This is a genomic window from bacterium (genome assembly GCA_035549195.1).
Classification (GTDB): Bacteria; Oederibacteriota; Muellerivitia; order Muellerivitales; family Muellerivitaceae; genus DASZRK01.
This window is the reverse complement of the sequence record DASZRK010000015.1, coordinates 47,732-64,460: the sequence shown is the minus strand read 5'-3', so window position 1 is coordinate 64,460 and position 16,729 is coordinate 47,732. Positions and strand designations below refer to the sequence as shown.

General features: G+C 62.5%; 14 protein-coding genes. 8 read left to right on the top strand and 6 right to left on the bottom strand.

Going from position 1 to position 16,729, the window contains the following annotated elements; all coding sequences use genetic code 11:
- Window positions 1-46 precede the first annotated feature (46 nt).
- Window positions 47-340 (top strand): hypothetical protein, encoded by a 294-nt coding sequence (locus VHE12_03055; protein ID HVZ79764.1) that lies wholly within the window; start codon window positions 47-49, stop codon window positions 338-340.
- Between the two features lie 2 nt (window positions 341-342).
- Here the strand turns inward: VHE12_03055 and VHE12_03050 are convergent, their stop codons facing one another.
- Window positions 343-1,041 carry a response regulator gene (locus VHE12_03050; GenBank protein HVZ79763.1) on the bottom strand — a complete coding sequence of 233 codons (699 nt, stop codon included), beginning with the start codon at window positions 1,039-1,041 and terminating at the stop codon, window positions 343-345.
- 1 nt (window position 1,042) lies between these two features.
- The gene (locus VHE12_03045; protein HVZ79762.1) at window positions 1,043-2,575 is read right to left on the bottom strand and encodes an ATP-binding protein; all 1,533 of its coding nucleotides are present in this window, start codon (window positions 2,573-2,575) and stop codon (window positions 1,043-1,045) included.
- A 269-nt stretch (window positions 2,576-2,844) separates the two neighbouring features.
- Here VHE12_03045 and amt point away from each other — a divergent pair, with 269 nt between their 5' ends.
- Window positions 2,845-4,521: an ammonium transporter gene (gene amt / locus VHE12_03040; protein ID HVZ79761.1), complete on the top strand. Its 1,677-nt coding sequence runs from the start codon at window positions 2,845-2,847 to the stop codon at window positions 4,519-4,521.
- 75 nt (window positions 4,522-4,596) lie between these two features.
- Entirely contained in the window at window positions 4,597-5,130 is a 534-nt protein-coding gene (locus VHE12_03035) for a hypothetical protein (protein ID HVZ79760.1), read from the top strand.
- A gap of 3 nt (window positions 5,131-5,133) precedes the next feature.
- Here VHE12_03035 and VHE12_03030 read toward each other — a convergent pair whose 3' ends face one another.
- Both VHE12_03030 and VHE12_03025 read right to left on the bottom strand, forming a co-directional pair.
- On the bottom strand, window positions 5,134-5,763 hold the full coding sequence (locus tag VHE12_03030; GenBank protein ID HVZ79759.1) for a redoxin domain-containing protein: 630 nt from the start codon (window positions 5,761-5,763) through the stop codon (window positions 5,134-5,136).
- Window positions 5,753-6,604: a protein-disulfide reductase DsbD domain-containing protein gene (locus VHE12_03025; GenBank protein ID HVZ79758.1), complete on the bottom strand. Its 852-nt coding sequence runs from the start codon at window positions 6,602-6,604 to the stop codon at window positions 5,753-5,755. The genes VHE12_03030 and VHE12_03025 overlap by 11 nt, the downstream gene beginning before the upstream one ends.
- Before the next feature lie 368 nt (window positions 6,605-6,972).
- On the opposite strand from VHE12_03025, the gene VHE12_03020 reads away from it, so the two are divergent.
- Both VHE12_03020 and VHE12_03015 read left to right on the top strand, forming a co-directional pair.
- On the top strand, window positions 6,973-8,292 hold the full coding sequence (locus tag VHE12_03020) for an ammonium transporter (GenBank protein ID HVZ79757.1): 1,320 nt from the start codon (window positions 6,973-6,975) through the stop codon (window positions 8,290-8,292).
- Between the two features lie 76 nt (window positions 8,293-8,368).
- Window positions 8,369-8,704, top strand: a complete 336-nt coding sequence (locus VHE12_03015) for a P-II family nitrogen regulator (protein ID HVZ79756.1) — start codon at window positions 8,369-8,371, stop codon at window positions 8,702-8,704.
- A gap of 63 nt (window positions 8,705-8,767) precedes the next feature.
- Here the strand turns inward: VHE12_03015 and VHE12_03010 are convergent, their stop codons facing one another.
- On the bottom strand, window positions 8,768-9,466 hold the full coding sequence (locus tag VHE12_03010; GenBank protein ID HVZ79755.1) for a response regulator: 699 nt from the start codon (window positions 9,464-9,466) through the stop codon (window positions 8,768-8,770).
- A complete protein-coding gene (locus VHE12_03005) occupies window positions 9,456-12,134 on the bottom strand; it encodes a sensor histidine kinase KdpD (GenBank protein HVZ79754.1) in 2,679 nt (892 codons plus the stop codon). The genes VHE12_03010 and VHE12_03005 overlap by 11 nt, the downstream gene beginning before the upstream one ends.
- Window positions 12,135-12,618: 484 nt before the next feature.
- On the opposite strand from VHE12_03005, the gene kdpF reads away from it, so the two are divergent.
- The 3 genes from kdpF to kdpB all read left to right on the top strand — a co-directional run bounded on the left by kdpF (window position 12,619) and on the right by kdpB (window position 16,723).
- Complete coding sequence (gene kdpF, locus VHE12_03000) at window positions 12,619-12,708, top strand: K(+)-transporting ATPase subunit F (protein ID HVZ79753.1); 90 nt, start codon at window positions 12,619-12,621, stop codon at window positions 12,706-12,708.
- A gap of 21 nt (window positions 12,709-12,729) precedes the next feature.
- On the top strand, window positions 12,730-14,520 hold the full coding sequence (kdpA, locus tag VHE12_02995) for a potassium-transporting ATPase subunit KdpA (GenBank protein HVZ79752.1): 1,791 nt from the start codon (window positions 12,730-12,732) through the stop codon (window positions 14,518-14,520).
- Between the two features lie 127 nt (window positions 14,521-14,647).
- The gene (gene kdpB, locus VHE12_02990; protein ID HVZ79751.1) at window positions 14,648-16,723 is read left to right on the top strand and encodes a potassium-transporting ATPase subunit KdpB; all 2,076 of its coding nucleotides are present in this window, start codon (window positions 14,648-14,650) and stop codon (window positions 16,721-16,723) included.
- Window positions 16,724-16,729: the final 6 nt, after the last annotated feature.

The following is a 16,729-nucleotide window of genomic DNA, read 5'->3' as shown; positions in this document are numbered from 1 at the left end:
CGGCTCGGTTAGATTTGATCGAGCGACCGTGTCGGGGGAGGGACCTATGCGTTGGCGGATCCGGGGATGGCGCGCCCCGCGGGTGGGCGATTACCGCATCCAGCGGTCCTTCGCCTGGTTCCCGGTCCCGGTGGGCGGGTTCCAGGTCTGGTTCGAGCGCTATTATTCCGTCCAGCGTTGCTGGTACATCTATGAAGGCCTCCTGGGAGCCGAATGGACCCGGGAATTCCTTTCCCTCGAACTGCGCCCCGCCTTGGATTACCTGAAGGCCCAACATGGCGACCTTACCTATATGAGGAGCCAGAACCTCTACCGGAACATGGCCGGAACGGAACGTTAGGCCTATTCGGCCCTCAGCCGGTAACCGATGCCCGCCTCGGTGATGAGGTAGCGGGGTTGGGCCGGGTTCTCCTCCAGCTTCTGCCGCAACTGATGCACATAGATCCGAAGGTAGTGCCCCGAGTCCCCTCCCGCCGGTCCCCAGACGTCCCGCAGCAATTCCCAACGGGTGACCAGTTTGCCCGGTCGGCGCGCCAGGATGGCGAGCAACTTGTATTCGGTGGGCGTCAGGTGCACTTCCTTGCCGTCCAAAAAGACCTGGCGGTTCTCCAGGTCCACCTTCAGGACCCCGTTCTGGTAAAGGCCGCTCGGGGAGGCGCCCCCGGTGCGGTTGGAGTGGCGCAGGGCCACCTTGATGCGGGCGGTCAGTTCGCCCACGCTGAAGGGTTTGGTGAGGTAGTCGTCGGCCCCCGACTCGAGCGCCTTGATCTTGTCCTGTTCCTTGTCCCGGGCGGACAGCACGATGATGGGGACCGGGGTCCAGGCCCGGGTCCTTTGGATCACTTCCAGGCCGTCCATGTCGGGCAACCCCAGGTCGAGCAGGATGACCTCGGGGTTGTGGGAGGAGGCCAGGGCGAGCCCTTCCTCGCCGGTGGAGGATTCCACCAGACGGAAATCCCGGTCCTCCAGTGAAAGCCGCAGGAAACGCCGGATGGGCGCCTCGTCCTCGATGATCAGGATGGTCGGCAGGGCTTCGGCCATATCAACGCTTCCTTTCCAGGGTCAGGGCCCTTTCGGCCAACGGCAGGGTGAAGTAAAAGCGGGCGCCGCCTTCGGGCCGGTTCCCGGCGCCGATCCTCCCGCCATGGGCCTCCACCACCCCCCGGCAGATGGCCAATCCCAGGCCCACGCCTTCCTTCTGGGAGCCGGCGCGGCCCCGGTAGAACTTCTCGAAGACCTTTTCCTCATCGCCCGCCGCCAAGCCCGGCCCCTGGTCGCTCACCTCCAACTCCAGATGGTCCCCTTGGACCCGGGCGCCGATACGGATGGGGGAGCCCGCCGGGGTGTATTTCAGGGCGTTCTCGATGAGGTTGACGAAGACCTGCTCCATCAGCAGGCCGTCCATGGGGACCATGGGCAGGGTGGGGGGGAGGTCGGTGACGAGGGAGCGGCCCTGGAGCTTGCCCTCCAACCGTCCCAGGGCGGGCCCCAGCACCTCCTCCAGGGGTTGGAGTTCCTTCTTGAGGAGCATTTCCCCCGAGTCCAACCGGGTCATCTCCAGCAGGTTCCCCACGAAACGGTTCAAGCGATCGGACTCGCCCAGGATGTCCTGCAGGAGCTCGCGGCGCGAAGCGTCGCTCAGCCGGCTCCCGGGGTCCAAAAGGCTGCTGGCGGACCCGGTGATGACGGCCAAGGGCGTCCTGAGGTCGTGGGACACGGAACTCAGCAGGGCGTTTCGCACCATCTCGGCTTCGGCCTTGAGGCGGTTCTTCCGGTTCTCCTCCTCCAATCGGGCCTTCTGCTGGATGGCCCCGATCAAGTTGGCCAGGGCCTGGAGGAAGTGGCGCTGGTCGGGGCTGGGACCCAGCGTTCCCGCCCGGGGTTGGAGCCCTAGGACTCCCATGGGCCCTTCGGGGGCCAGGAGGGGGACGAAAAGACAGCCGGTCCCGGGAAAGTCCGGCGTGCCCAGGTCCACCATGTCCCCCTTTTGGAAGGCCGCCTGGGCGGCTTCCTTCTTGAGGTCGTTCCAGGGGGAAGGTCCTTGCGTTCCGGCCCGGGGTCCGAGGGAACCATCGGGTCCCGGGACCAGGAGGACCGAATGGCACTCGAAGATGTCCCCGATGAGGGCCACGGCCCCGTTGAAGTCCGGGTCCTTCTCGGCCTCGGCGGCCAGGCGGCGGCTGAGCTCGAAGAGGGCGGCGGTCTGGGCCTCGCGCCGGCGGCTGGCCTGGGCCTCGGCGCGGATACGGGCGGTCATGCGGCTCAGGGAAAGGGTGAAGAGCAGGACCACGACCAGGGTGATCACATATTGGTAATGGCCGGGCGTGAAGTCGAGGCGCGGCGGGACGATGAAGAAGTCGAAGCTCAGCACGCCCACCACGCAGGCCAGGACCGAAGGCCCGTAGCCGGTGCGGGAGACCACGGCGAGGATCCCAATGAGATAGATCATCAGGATATTGGTGATGGCCAGATGGTAAAGGAAGAGAAGGGCGATGATGTTGCAGATCGCCATGACGGCCAGGGAAAAAACATAGGCGGCCCATTCAGAAAAGGCGGGCTTGCGGATCGGTCTCATCGCATTCGGTCCTCGTATGTCCGGCGCGGGAAGATAAGGCCCGCCGACGGGTCCTTATCCTAGCACGGGGCCCATGCGGTCGAGCTTCGGCGTATCCACAAAATGACGCTTTTGTACGACGGCCCGCATCAAATTGCCGCATCCACAGTTTTGGTAGTAAAGGCGTCGTAAAGATTTTTTTGTAGACCCATTTCCCATTGGACGCTCCCGGAAGCCGAATGGATACTTCGCCCGACGGTGCAATTCAGTACCACTTCCAGGAGGAAAAAATGAAACGAGATGCGGTCTTGAAATTCCGGCGAGGGTGCGCGGCGCTTCTGTTCGCGGCGCTCATGTCCTTCGTGGTGATGGGGGCGGCGCAAGCCCAAACCTCCACTCCCGCTGCGGCGCCGGCCGCGGCTCCGGCGGCGGCTCCGGCCGCTCCGGCGCCCACTCCCGCCGGTCCGGATTCGACGGGGGCCAGCTACGGGGCCGCCTCGGACCTGACCTCCTTCAACAGCTTCAAGGACACGGCCAACCCGACGCCCCAGGAACTGATCCTGGCCATCGGGCACAACCGGGTGGCCATCAACATCATGTGGACCCTCATCACCGGCTTTCTGGTGATGTTCATGCAGGCCGGGTTCGCCATGGTGGAGACGGGGCTCACCCGCGCCAAGAACGCGGCCCACACCATGACCATGAACATGATGATCTACCCCTTCGGCATGCTGGGATTCTATGTCTGCGGGTTCGCCTTCATGTTCGGCGGGCTGGGGAGCCTGGGGACCCTGGGCGGCTACGGGGGCTTGAGCCACGAGATCACCTGGACGCTCTTCGGGAAGTCTTTCGGGATCCTGGGGACCACGGGCTGCTTCCTCACCGGGGCCGCCTATGACTCCAGCGTGTTCACCCTCTTCCTCTTCCAGATGGTGTTCATGGACACCACCGCCACCATCCCCACCGGGGCCATGGCGGAACGCTGGAAATGGTCGGCCTTCTGCCTCTACGGCGTCGCCATCGGGACCATCATGTATCCCGTGTTCGGGAACTGGGTCTGGGGCGGAGGCTGGCTGGCCCAATTGGGCGGCAACTTCGGCCTGGGCCACGGCTACGTGGACTTCGCGGGTTCCTCGGTGGTCCATATGCAGGGCGGCGTGATCGCCCTCATCGGCGCCTGGATCATCGGTCCGCGCATCGGCAAGTACAACAAGGACGGCTCGGCCAACACCATCCCGGCCCATAACCTGCCCCTGGCCATCGCGGGTTGCTTCATCCTGGCCTTCGGCTGGTTCGGGTTCAACCCCGGCTCGACCCTCTCGGGTTCGGACCTGCGCATCAGCGTCATCGCGGTCAACACGATGTTGGCTTCGGCGACCGGCGCGGTCTTCGCCATGCTGTGGTGCATGTTCGTGCGGATGGGCAAACCGGATCCGGGCATGATCGTGAACGGCATGCTGGCCGGTTTGGTGGCGATCACCTGCCCCTGCGCCTTCGTGAACGCCCCCGGCGCCTGCATCATCGGGGCCGTCTCCGGGGTGCTGGTGGTGGAAGCCGTTTATTTCTTCGATAAGATCCACATCGACGATCCCGTCGGGGCCATCGCGGTGCACGGCGTGAACGGGGCCTGGGGCTGCCTATCCTTGGGGCTCTTCGGCGACGGCGCCTATGGCGCGGGCTGGAACGGCGTGGGCGCCGCCAACTATATGGGCGTGGCGGGCAAGGGCGTGACCGGGTTGTTCTACGGCGACTCCTCCCAATTGATCGCCCAGATCATCGGGGTCGTGACCTGCTTCGTCACCCTCACCGTGCTCTCCCTGATCGTTTTCGGATTGATCCAGGTGACGGTCGGGAACCGGGTCGAGGCTTCGGTCGAGATGGAAGGCCTGGACATCCCCGAAATGGGCGTCCTCGGCTACAATGGCTTCAAGATGGACAAGGCGTCGGAGAACATCAGCTCCAAATAAAGCCGTTCTTTCGACAGATCGGAGCGCCGGACCGCCGTAAGGCGGCCCGGCGCTCTTTTTTTCAGGAGGTTGGAAATGCGGGGTTGGGGTCTTCTCTACCGTTTGGGCGCCATGACGATGGTCTTCAGCGGGGGTGTCTTCTTCGATGAACCCTACCGGGATTACCTGGCACGGGACCACTCCCAGTTCAACTCGCTTTTGTTGCTCTATGGTTTTCCGGTGCTGGTGGGGTTCTCGTTGCTGGTGCTTTCGGCGGAGGTGCTCAAGAGCGGGGAAGGGGCCATCCGAAGGCTTTGTATGGGACTGGCGCTGGTGTCCTTCTGCTGGCTGGGGCTCTGGGTCCTGGTCTGGCGCATGACCCCGGGTCCCCTGCCCTGGCCGATGCATCTGTTAGCGTTGGGGGCGGTGGCGGCCGCCATCCTCATGGGTTTCCGCCAGGACAGGATCGAGGGCAAACAGGCCTGGTTCCTTACGGTGATCGGGGGATCGGTGGGTTACATGGGGGCGGTCAACCTGTTGCTGCAACCGGCTACCCGCCATTTCATCGCCCCCGCCCTGGGGGGATTGTTGGTCATCGCGGGGGTCTGGGGCTTCCTCCGGAAGGCTTGATCCTCAGTATTTGACGTGGCAGCCGTAGGGCGCCATGGCGGGGTCGGAGACCTTCTGGCCCGCCTTGGATTGGGTGAGGGCCTTGTCCACGTAATTGACGTAGGGTTGCCCGTCCCCGGTCTTGGCTTCGATCGCGTCCTCGAGGGGCGCGTTGTCGATGGCGCCGTCATAGATGAGGTCGCCCTTGGGGTCGATGACGAACATGTGGGGCGTGGTCTTGGCCCCATAGGCCCGGCCCAACTTCCCCTTCGGGTCCAGCAGGGTCGCGGTGACATGGGCCTTGTTCTTTTTCGCGTCCTGGTTGGCGCCGTCGGCATCGACATAGCCTTCCTTGCCGGGGGCCGATGAGATGACCGTGAACCATTGGACTCCCCGGCCCACCCATTTTTCCTGCAGCTTCTGCATCTTGCCCTTGGCGTATTGGCTCCGTACGAAGGGACAATCCTGGTTGTGCCACTCCAGGACCACATAGAGGCCCTTCAGTTTCTTGAGCTCGTGGACCTTGCCCTTGCTGTCCACCGCCGAGAAGTCCGGCGCGGGTTTGTTCAGTTCGGCCGCCGCCAAGCTGCCGCCCAGCCACGCGGCCAAAAGTCCTGCCGCCAGGCCGGTCCGGATGAAATTCTTACGGATCATGTTCCGCCTCCGAGGTGCCATTCCCCTGAAGGGGCATGGAAAGTTGATAGGACTTGGTGTTCTTCTTGTCCTTGACCACCAGGACCCCGTCGAGGGTCCCGGGGACCTGCGTCATCTGGTCCGACCGCTTCAGCTTGATCTGGAAGGAGGACCCGGTCCAACGGAAGGCCGGCGTGGCCGCGTTCTCGATCTGGTTGGGGTTCAACGGCATGAAGGCGGCCGTGGCGGTCTTGGAAAGGGAACCGGCGGGGGAGACGTTGATGAAGAAGTCCTTCTTGCCCAGGAAGGCCGAAGCGTTCCAGCCCTCCGGAAGGGGCTTGGGGAGGGCCCGGCGGGCCATCTGGAAATAATATTCGTGGCGCCCGCTCACCTTGGGTCTGTGGTTCTTCACCACCAGCCGGGCGTTGAAGTTCATGTCGCCGGGGATGCAGATCTCGTTGCAGACCAGCCAGCGGACCTTGGCGGAGAAACGCACGAAGCGGCCGGATTTGAGCTTCGGGGGCGACTGGATGGGGACCATGAGGACCACCTCGTTGGTGTAGCCGTAATCGGCCAGGTTGGGAAGGGTGAGGCGCTGGGGAGCGGGCCAAAGGATGTCGCCCGCGGTGAAGCCGTCGGGCAGGGTCCAGATGATGGAAGGGGCTTGGCCCGAGTCGCCCGGGTTCTGCCAATAGAGGTGCCATCCCTTCTGCATGCGGAAATGGAACCCCAAGGTCACGCTGCCGCCGGACTGGACGGAGGTCTGCTCGGTCAGCATCTCCACCTTCACGTGGGAAAGGTTCTGGGCCAGGAGGGGAAGGGGCAAGAGGAGCAGCAAAAGGCCCAAACAGGTTCTTCGCATCCAGGGTCCTTCGAGGTCGGGGAATGAACGGCTTTCTTAAAACACTATACCTTGCGGGTTTGGTTGTTCCGGCCGAAATGCGGTGCGTTCCAGGGAACCCTTTTCCCGGCAAAGGTTTGGACGAAAGGGCCGGGAAGAGGTGTTATAAGGAACAAGACACAAAACGAAACTACGTTAATGTATCAATATTACAATAATGGTGTTTTTATTTTTACCCATTGCCCCCAAAAACATTTATTTTTAACCGGTTTCGCCTGGCATGGAACTGGCTTTTAGAGGCCTGGCCCTTCCAGGGCTTATCCACTATTCAAAGGAGAAGAGAGATGAAATTTTCTCATTTAGGGAAAGGGACCCGAAGGGGCTTTTTCTTGGCCTTAGCAACGGGTCTCTTCTTCGTGATGACGGCTTGCGCCATGGCGCAGACGGCACCGGCGGCAGCGACCCCGGCGGTTGCGGCCACCCCGGCACCGGCGGCTCCGGCCATCAGCGCCGGTGACACGGCCTGGGTGCTGGCCTCGGCGGCTTTGGTGCTCCTGATGACCCCCGGCCTCGCCTTTTTCTACGCCGGCATGGTGCGCAAGAAGAACGTGATGGCCACCATCATGCAGAGTTTCTTCATGATCGCCCTCATCAGCATCCAATGGGTGATCTTCGGTTACTCCATCGCCTTCGGGGACGGCAATCCCTATTTCGGGGGTCTGCAGTGGGCTTTCCTGAACAACCTTCCGGAAACGAGCCCCCTGGCCGGGACCATCCCCCACTATGCCTTCATCATGTTCCAGGCCATGTTCGCCATCATCACCCCGGCCCTCATCACCGGGGCTTTCGCGGAGCGCGTGAAGTTCACCGGCTTCGTGCTCTTCTCCCTGCTCTGGGCCACCTTCATCTATGACCCGGTCTGCCATTGGGTCTGGTCGCCGAACGGCGTCTTCTGCCAGATGGGCGCGCTGGACTTCGCGGGCGGCACGGTCGTGCATATGACCGCCGGGTATTCGGCCCTGGCCTTGGCGCTCCTCTTGGGGACCCGAAAGGGCTACGGCAAGGAATCCATGGTGCCCCACAACATGACCTACGTGCTGTTGGGGGCCAGCCTGCTCTGGTTCGGCTGGTTCGGTTTCAACGCCGGTTCGGCGGTCGCGGCCAACGGCCTGGCGGCCAACGCCTTCCTGACCACCAATACCGCCACCGCCGCGGCGGCCCTCTCCTGGTGCCTGATCGAATGGTTCCATCACCGCAAGGCCACCACCCTGGGCGCGGCCTCGGGCGCGGTCGCCGGACTGGTCGCCATCACCCCGGCCTGCGGTTTCGTGAACGTGGCGGGGTCCCTCTGGATCGGCTTCCTGGTGAGCTTCCTTTGTTACCTGGCCATCCAGGTCAAGCTCAAGCTCGGCTATGACGATTCGCTGGACGCCTTCGGGGTGCACGGCATCGGCGGGACCTTCGGGGCCCTGGCCACCGGCCTCTGGGCCGTCAAGGCGGTCAACGGCCATGACGGGTTCTTCGCCGGCAACCCGGCGCAGCTCCTGATCCAGGTCAAAACGGTCCTGGCCACCATGGTCTTCTCCTTCATCGGCACGGTCATCCTCTATTTCCTCGTCGAGAAGACGGTGGGGATGCGGGTCAGCGCCAAGGAAGAGGAATTGGGCCTGGACCTTTCCCAGCACGGGGAAGAGGGTTACCACATTTAAGACAATTAAGATTTTTGAATTCTTAATTCTGAATTGAGAGAATGAACCGAAAGAAAGATAAAATCAGGAGGGTCAAATGAAGAAAGTGGAAGCGATCATCCGCCCCAGCGCTTTAAGGGCGGTTTTGGACGGCCTGAAGGCCGTGGGTTATTCGGGCGTGACGGTGGCCGAGGTGCAGGGCCACGGCGTCCAGAAGGGCATCACCGAGTCCTACCGGGGCCAGACCGTCGAGGGGCTGCTTCCCAAGCTGGTCCTCACCGCGGTGGTGAACGACAAGAAGGTGGCCAAGGTCACCGATATCATCGTGAAGTGCGCCAGGACCGGCGAGATCGGGGACGGGAAGATCTTCATCTCCCCCGTCGCCAACGCCATCCGGATCCGCACCGGTGAGAAGGGCGAAAAGGCCGTTTAAGGCCCTTTCGCGGCCGATCCAAGCCCCGGTGGACATTCCGTCCGCCGGGGCTTTTTTATTCCGTCAATCGGTCTTGAGGCGGTAGCCGACGCCGGACTCGGTGACCAGGTAATGGGGCCGGTCGGGGTCGGCTTCGAGCTTACGGCGTAATTGATAGATGTAGATGCGCAGGTATTGGACCTGGTCGCCGCTGGCGGGGCCCCAGACCTCCTGGAGGATCTGCTTCTGGGTGACGACCTTGCCCGCGTGCCGGATGAGGCAGGCCAAAAGATCGTACTCATTGGGGGTCAGGTGGGTCTCCTTCCCGCGGACGGTGACGACCCGGGCGGAAAGGTCCACCCTGAAGTCGGGGGCTTCGAAGACGGCGTCCGATTTGCCCCCGGCCTTGAGCCGTTGGGAATGGCGGAGCGCCGCCCGGATGCGGGCCATGAGCTCGCCCACGTCGAAGGGTTTGGTCAGGTAGTCGTCGGCGCCCGCGTCGAGTCCCGCGATCTTGTCCTTCTCCTTGCCCCGGGCGGTCAGGATGATGATGGGGGTGGCGGTCCACTCCCGAAGGCGCTTCACGACCTCCAGGCCGTCCAGATCGGGAAGTCCCAGGTCCAGCAGGATGATGTCGGGATTGTGGGACGAGGCCAGGGCGATCGCTTCCTCGCCCCTTTCCGCCTCGACGACCTTGAAGCCGTGGCTTTGCAGGGAGGGTTTGAGGAAGCGCCGGATGGGGAGTTCGTCCTCCACCACCAGGACCGTGCCTTTATCCGCCATGTCCGGCCTCCAGGGGAAGGGTGAACCGGAAGACCGCCCCGCCGCCCGGACGGTTGCGCGCCTCGATGGAGCCGCCGTGGATCTGCACGAAACCCTTGCAGATGGAAAGGCCCAGCCCCGCGCCCGCCGCCCGTCCCTGTTCGGGACCCCGGTAGAACTTCTCGAAGAGCCGGGGCAGGTCGGCTTCGGGCAGGCCCGGCCCCCGGTCGGCGACCTCGATCTCCAGGAAACCTTCCCCCACCCCCGCGATGATCTCCACCGGGGAATCGGGGGGGGTGTACTTCAAGGCGTTGTCCACGAGGTTCACCAGGACCTGTTCGATCAAGAGGCTGTCCATGGGGACGAGCGGCAGGTCCGGGGGGATGCGGGTGGTGATCTTGCGGGCCGATGCTTTCTTGTCGAGGCGGGCCAGGGCGGAACCGATGACCTCGGCCGGGTGGTTCAATTCCCTGTTGGGCTGGATGGAGCCCGATTCCAGCTTGGTCATCTCCAGCAGGTTGTTCACCAGCCGCTCCAGGCGTTCCGATTCATCGTGGATGTTCTCCAAGAGGTCCCGCCGGGTGGGGGCGGGGAAGGACTCGCCGTTCTGCAGGAGGCTGCTGATGGAGCCCGTGATGGCGGCCAAGGGAGTGCGAAGGTCATGGGAGACGGAGCTCAAAAGGGAACTGCGGAGCTTCTCCGATTCCACCTCCATCTGGGTCTGTTGTTGTTTTTGAAGGAGCTTGTCGGCCGCCACGGCCAAGGCGGTCTGATGGGCGAAGGCCTCCAGGAGATGGAGCTGTTCGGGGATGAAGAGCTTCTCGGGGTGGCGGGGTTTCACGCCCAGCGCCCCCACGGGGGCGCCGGAAGCGAGCAGGGGCAGGTAAAGGGCATCGGTCCCCGGCAGGGTGTCGGTGCCCCGGCCTGCCGGTTGACCCAGGTCGAAGGCCCAATGGGCCACCCCCATTTCCTTGGAGGTCAGGTCGAAAGCCCCCATGTCCCCGCATTGGACCTTCAGCCGTCCATGCTCATCGGGCAGGAAGGCGATGACCGAGCTCTCGAAGACCTCGGCGATGTGCTTGACGGCGATGTCCAATAGTTCCGCCGTGCCCCAAGTGGAGGCCAACTCCCGGGAAAGGGCGTAGAGGGCGGCGGTGCGGCGTTCCCGTAGACGGGAATGCCGGGCCTGGTCCCGCACCCGCACCGTGAGGTTGCTGATGGACAGACCCACGACCAGCATCACGAGGAAGACCACGATGTATTGGGTGTCGGATACCGCGAAGGTGAAGCGGGGAGGCACAAAGAAAAAGTCGAAGGCCAGCACGCTCAGGACCGAGGCCAGGGTCGAGGGCCCCCGGCTCTGCTGGTAGGAAACGGCCAGCACCCCGAGCAGGTAGACCATGATGAGGTTGGCTAGGTCCAACCATTCATAGATAAAGGAGCAGATGAGGGTGCTGGCGGCGACCCCCAGGAGGGCGTAGAGGTAACCCTTCCATTCCCCTTGTCCGGCCGCCTTTCCTTGGAACCGGGGGCGTTCGGGGGCCCGTGGATCGGCGGATTCGCCCCGGGTGGCATAGATGTCGATATCACCGCTGGCCCGAAGGAGCCGGTCCACGGGGGATGGCCGTAAAAGATTCCGCCAGGAATAACGCGGGGGCTTCCCGATGAAGATCTTGGTGACGTTGCGTTCCTTGGCGTAGTCCATCACCTCTTCGGCGAAGTCGCTGCCGGTCAAGGTGGCGGTCTCCGCTCCCAATTGTTCGGCGAGTCGCAGGTGCTGGATGGCCTGGGAACGGGCCTCATCACCCCCCCGGGATGGGATCTCCACGTAAAGGGCGATCCAATCCGACCGCAGGGATTTGGCCATGCGGTGGGCGGCCCGCACCAGGTTCGCGGACGAGGGGCTGGGCGAGACGCAGACCAGGATGCGGTCGGAGGTGGCCCAGGTCTGGGTGATGGCCATGGTGCGCCGGTAATCCTGCACCTGGTCGTTGACCCGGTCGGCGGTGGTGCGAAGGGCCATCTCGCGAAGCGCGATGAGGTTGCCTTTCTTGAAGAAGTTCTGGACGGCCCGCTGGGCCGCCTCGGCCATATAGACCTTGCCCTCCTGCAGGCGCTTGAGGAGGTCGTCGGGCGGAAGGTCGATGAGCTCCACCTCATCGGCTTCCTGGAGCACCTTGTCCGGCAGGGTCTCACGGACGGTCACGCCCGTGATCTGGGCCACGATGTCGTTGAGGCTCTCCAGGTGCTGGACATTGAGGGTGGAATAGACGTTCACGCCCAGGTCGAGCAGTTCCTGCACGTCCTGCCAGCGCTTCAAGTGGCGGGCGCCGGGCGCGTTGGTGTGGGCCAGTTCGTCAACGAGCAGAACGTCGGGGCGACGCTTCAGGGCCGCGTCGATGTCGAATTCCTTGAGCTGGGTGCCACGGTATTCCAATTCCTGCGGGGGGAGGATCTCCAGCCCTTCCAGGAGGGCGGCGGTCTCCTTGCGGCCATGGGTCTCGAGGAGTCCCACGACCACATCGAGCCCCTCGTTCTTCTTCGCGCGGGCCGCCTCCAACATGGCGAAGGTCTTGCCCACCCCGGGTGAGGCGCCAAAGAAGATCTTCAATTTGCCCCGTTTTTCCAGCGCCGCTTCCATCTTCACGCGGTCCAGGAGCTTGTCCGGGTCGGGCCTTTTGTCGTTCATGGCCTTGATTTTAAGTCCCAGGACCAAGGGGGGTCCATGTGAGGGGTCAGAAAGCCGTGTTTTTAATCTTTTCCTAATGCCTTCCCCTCCCCTCTTAACAGCATCCTTATCCATTTCCGTCCTATCTTTCCCATGACCCAGGACATAGGTGTTTTCCAAGCCCGGGCGGAGGATGAAGAAAGGAGCCGTCCCATGAACGAAGACCATGTGCTGTTTTGGGAAGTCTTCCTTTCCATCTGTTCCCTTTGCCTGGCCATTGCCTTGGGAAGCCATTTTTGGTTCCTGCGGAAAAAAACCGGGGTCCGGAAGGAAAAGGGCGGAAGGTCCCGGACCTTAAAACGGAAAAAAAGCATTCCCCGGAAAAAGGGAAGCGGGAAAAGGAGGAAATGATGCTGGAACTGATCTGTATAGGACTGTTCTTAGGGCTCGCCTTGTCCACCCTGGGGTTGGTGGCGGGCCTGGACCGGATGATGGGGGACGAACCATGAATATCATCTATGTCGTGAGCGGTTTTGTTTCGGCCGGGTTGTTGGTCTATTTGGTCGTGGCTTTGATCAAGCCCGAGAAGTTCTAAAAGAAAGGTCAGGGAACGCAAATGACGACGAATCAATGGATCCAGATCCTGTTTTATTTCGGGGTGCTCCTGGTCCTGGCGAGGCCCCTGGGGACCTATATGGCCAAGGTCTATGGGGACAAACCTTTCTTTTTAGGGAAGCTGTTCGGTTGGCTGGAAGGTCTTCTTTATAAGCTCGGCGGCATCAAGCCGAAGGAGGAGATGGACTGGAAGGGTTATGCCCTGGCCATGCTCCTCTTCAACATCGTGGGAGGAATTCTGCTCTATGGGATCGAAAGGCTCCAGGCTTCTTTGCCTTTGAACCCGGCCGGTCAATCGCCGGTCCCGCCGGACCTGGCCTTCAACACGGCTATCAGCTTCATCTCCAATACCAATTGGCAGTTCTATGGCGGCGAGACCACCATGAGCTACCTGACCCAGATGATGGGGTTGGCGGTCCATAACTTCCTTTGCGCCGCCTCCGGCATGGCCACCCTGGTCGCCCTCATCCGGGGTTTGGTGCGGAAAGAGACCACCAAACTCGGGAATTTCTGGGTCGATATGACCCGGGGGACCCTTTACATCCTCCTGCCTCTGAGCCTGATCTTGGCCCTGATCTTGATCCAGCAAGGATCGCCCCAGACCTTCGCCAATACGGCGACGGCTTCCCTGGTCCAACCGACGTCTTATGACAAGCCAGCGGTCGACGACAAGGGGAACCCCGTGACCATCGCCGGGAAACCAAAAATGGACCACGTGGTGGTCAATGAACAGTCCATCGCTTTGGGGCCCGTGGCTTCCCAGGAGGCCATCAAGATGCTGGGGACCAATGGGGGCGGTTATTTCAACGTGAACTCGGCCCACCCCTATGAGAACCCGACGCCCTTTACGGATCTCCTCGAACTTTTGGCCATCCTTCTCATCCCGACCGCCCTCTGTTTCACCCTGGGCGCCATGGTGAAGGATATGCGCCAAGGATGGGCCATCCTAGCCGCCATGTTCCTTCTGTTGGCACCCATGCTTTATCTCTGCGCCCAACAGGAACAAAGCGGGAACCCTCTTTTGAACAAGCTCACGGCGGGGGCCGGTGGGGAAGTCCTGGCCAACGGCAACATGGAAGGCAAGGAAGTGCGCTTTGGCATCGTGAATTCGGCCCTGTGGGCTTCCGTGACCACGGCGGCTTCCAACGGGTCCGTCAATTCCATGCACGATTCCTATACTCCCCTCGGGGGGATGGTCCCCATGTGGATGATCATGCTGGGCGAGGTCTCCTTCGGCGGGGTCGGATCGGGCCTTTACGGCATGCTGGCCTTCGTCATCCTGGCGGTCTTCGTGGCGGGGCTCATGGTGGGCCGCACGCCCGAATACCTGGGCAAGAAGATCCAGGCCTACGAGATGAAGATGGCCTCGATCATGATCCTCATCCCGCCCCTGCTGGTCCTTATCTGCACGGCGGTGGCGGTGGCGACCGGCGGGGCAGGCACCAACAACCCGGGCGCCCATGGTTTCTCCGAGCTCCTTTACGCTTTCGATTCCCAGTCCAATAACAACGGCAGTGCCTTCGCGGGTCTTTCGGGGAACACCCTTTATGACCTGATGGGAGGAGCCGCCATGTGGTTCGGTCGTTTCTGGTTGGCCGTGCCGGTGCTGGCGCTCGCCGGGAGCCTGGCCAGGAAGAAAGTGGTGCCGGAGAGCGCGGGGACGCTCCCGACCCATACGCTCCTGTTCGTCGTGATGCTTTTTTGCACGGTCATCATCGTGGGGGCCCTGACCTTCTTCCCGGCCCTGGCCCTGGGGCCCATCGTGGAACACCTGAAGATGATCCATATGTAAGGGCATGAAAAGGAAAGGGCGCCGGAAGGCGCGGCCAAAACGCGTGCGGGTCCCTAGGACCCGCACGAAAGGCGAGAAAAAGGGCCGAATGGCCCAAGGGACTGAACCCAAAGGAACGGAGAAAAAAATGACGACCGAACACGTGAAAGAACGCAAATTATTCGAAGGGGAGATCACCCGCAAGGCGATCCTGGAATCCTTCAAGAAGCTGAACCCGGTCCACATGATCAAGAACCCGGTCATGTTCACGGTCTATGTGGGAAGCATCCTGACCACGGGGTTGTGGCTGCAATCCTTGGGGGGCCATGGTGAAGCCGCCTCGGGCTTCATTTTTGCCGTATCCCTTTGGTTGTGGTTCACGGTGGTCTTCGCCAATTTCGCCGAGGCCATGGCGGAAGGGCGGGGCAAGGCCCAGGCGGACACCCTTCGCAAGAGCCGCCAGGAAGTGAAGGCCAAGAAGATGGCCAAGGCCGACAAGGATTCCAAGCGGACCGAGGTCCTTTCGGGCGACCTGCGTAAGGGCGACCTAGTGTTGGTGGAGGCGGGGGATTTCATCCCCGCCGACGGCGAAGCGGTGATCGGGATCGCCATGGTGGATGAGAGCGCCATCACGGGCGAGTCAGCGCCTGTGGTGCGCGAATCGGGCGGGGACCGAAGCGCCGTCACGGGGGGAACGCGGGTCATCTCCGACTGGCTCATCGTGAAGGTCTCCTCCAATCCGGGCGAATCCTTCCTGGATCGCATGATCTCCATGGTCGAGGGCGCCAAGCGCCAGAAAACCCCCAACGAGATCGCCTTGAACATCCTGTTGGCGGCCCTCACCATCGTGTTCCTCATCGTCTGCGCGACCCTCCTGCCTTTTTCCTTTTATAGCGTGGCGGCCTCGGGCGCGGGCAAGGTCGTGACCGTGACGGTGTTGGTGGCCCTCTTCGTCTGCCTAGCCCCCACCACCATCGGCGGACTTTTGTCCGCCATCGGGATCGCCGGTATGGACCGTATGATCCAAGCCAACGTCATCGCCATGTCGGGCCGGGCGGTGGAGGCGGCGGGTGACGTGGATATGCTCCTGCTCGATAAGACAGGGACCATCACCCTGGGCAATCGCCAAGCCGCCGAGTTCATCCCGGCGGACGGTGTTCTGGTCCGGGAACTGGCGGAGGCCGCCCAGCTATCCTCGCTGGCCGACGAGACGCCGGAAGGGCGCAGCATCGTGGTCCTGGCCAAGGAGAAATACGGCCTCCGGGGCCAGGAGATCCATGAATTGAAGGCCACCTTCGTACCCTTCACCGCCCAGACCCGCATGAGCGGGGTGGATATCGGGAAACGCTCCATTCGTAAGGGAGCGGCCGAGGCCATCGAGGCTTACGTGAAGAAAGAGGGCGGGAAGTACCCGGAGGATGTGCGCACGGGGGTGGAGGCCATCGCCCGCCGGGGAGGCACCCCCCTGGTGGTGGCCGAAGGTAAGGAAGTGCTGGGCGTCATCCACTTGAAGGACATCGTGAAAGGGGGCATCCAGGAACGGTTCGCGGAGCTTCGCCGCATGGGCATCAAGACTGTCATGATCACGGGGGACAATCCACTGACGGCCGCGGCCATCGCGGCGGAGGCCGGTGTGGACGACTTTTTGGCCCAAGCGACGCCCGAAGCGAAGCTCAAGCTCATCCGGGAATCCCAAGCCGGAGGCCGCCTGGTGGCCATGGCGGGTGACGGCACCAATGACGCGCCGGCCTTGGCCCAGGCCGACGTGGCGGTCGCTATGAACACGGGCACCCAAGCCGCCAAGGAGGCGGGGAACATGGTGGACCTGGATTCGAACCCCACCAAGTTGATCGAGGTGGTCAAGATCGGGAAACAGCTCTTGATGACCCGGGGTTCCTTGACGACCTTCTCCATCGCCAACGACGTGGCGAAATACTTCGCCATCATCCCGGCGGCCTTCGCCCTCACCTATCCGGAGTTGAACGCCTTGAACATCATGCATTTGGCCACGCCCCAGTCGGCCATCCTGTCGGCGGTCATCTTCAACGCGGTCATCATCGTGTTCCTGGTGCCGTTGGCCTTACGGGGCGTGAAATACCGTCCTTCCTCGGCCTCGAAACTGCTGCAGGACAACTTCCTCATCTATGGGGTGGGTGGGCTGATCGTGCCCTTCGTGGGCATCAAGTTGATCGACGTGATCCTGGTGGCCTTAGGTCTGGTTTAAAAAGAC

Coding starts and splice junctions, on each gene's coding strand:
- VHE12_03055 (HVZ79764.1), top strand. CDS start 47: ATGCGTTGGCGGATCCGGGGATGGCGCGCCCCGCGGGTGGGCGATTAC.
- VHE12_03050 (HVZ79763.1), bottom strand. CDS start 1,041: ATGGCCGAAGCCCTGCCGACCATCCTGATCATCGAGGACGAGGCGCCC.
- VHE12_03045 (HVZ79762.1), bottom strand. CDS start 2,575: ATGAGACCGATCCGCAAGCCCGCCTTTTCTGAATGGGCCGCCTATGTT.
- amt (HVZ79761.1), top strand. CDS start 2,845: ATGAAACGAGATGCGGTCTTGAAATTCCGGCGAGGGTGCGCGGCGCTT.
- VHE12_03035 (HVZ79760.1), top strand. CDS start 4,597: ATGCGGGGTTGGGGTCTTCTCTACCGTTTGGGCGCCATGACGATGGTC.
- VHE12_03030 (HVZ79759.1), bottom strand. CDS start 5,763: ATGATCCGTAAGAATTTCATCCGGACCGGCCTGGCGGCAGGACTTTTG.
- VHE12_03025 (HVZ79758.1), bottom strand. CDS start 6,604: ATGCGAAGAACCTGTTTGGGCCTTTTGCTGCTCCTCTTGCCCCTTCCC.
- VHE12_03015 (HVZ79756.1), top strand. CDS start 8,369: ATGAAGAAAGTGGAAGCGATCATCCGCCCCAGCGCTTTAAGGGCGGTT.
- VHE12_03010 (HVZ79755.1), bottom strand. CDS start 9,466: ATGGCGGATAAAGGCACGGTCCTGGTGGTGGAGGACGAACTCCCCATC.
- VHE12_03005 (HVZ79754.1), bottom strand. CDS start 12,134: ATGAACGACAAAAGGCCCGACCCGGACAAGCTCCTGGACCGCGTGAAG.
- kdpF (HVZ79753.1), top strand. CDS start 12,619: ATGAATATCATCTATGTCGTGAGCGGTTTTGTTTCGGCCGGGTTGTTG.
- kdpA (HVZ79752.1), top strand. CDS start 12,730: ATGACGACGAATCAATGGATCCAGATCCTGTTTTATTTCGGGGTGCTC.
- kdpB (HVZ79751.1), top strand. CDS start 14,648: ATGACGACCGAACACGTGAAAGAACGCAAATTATTCGAAGGGGAGATC.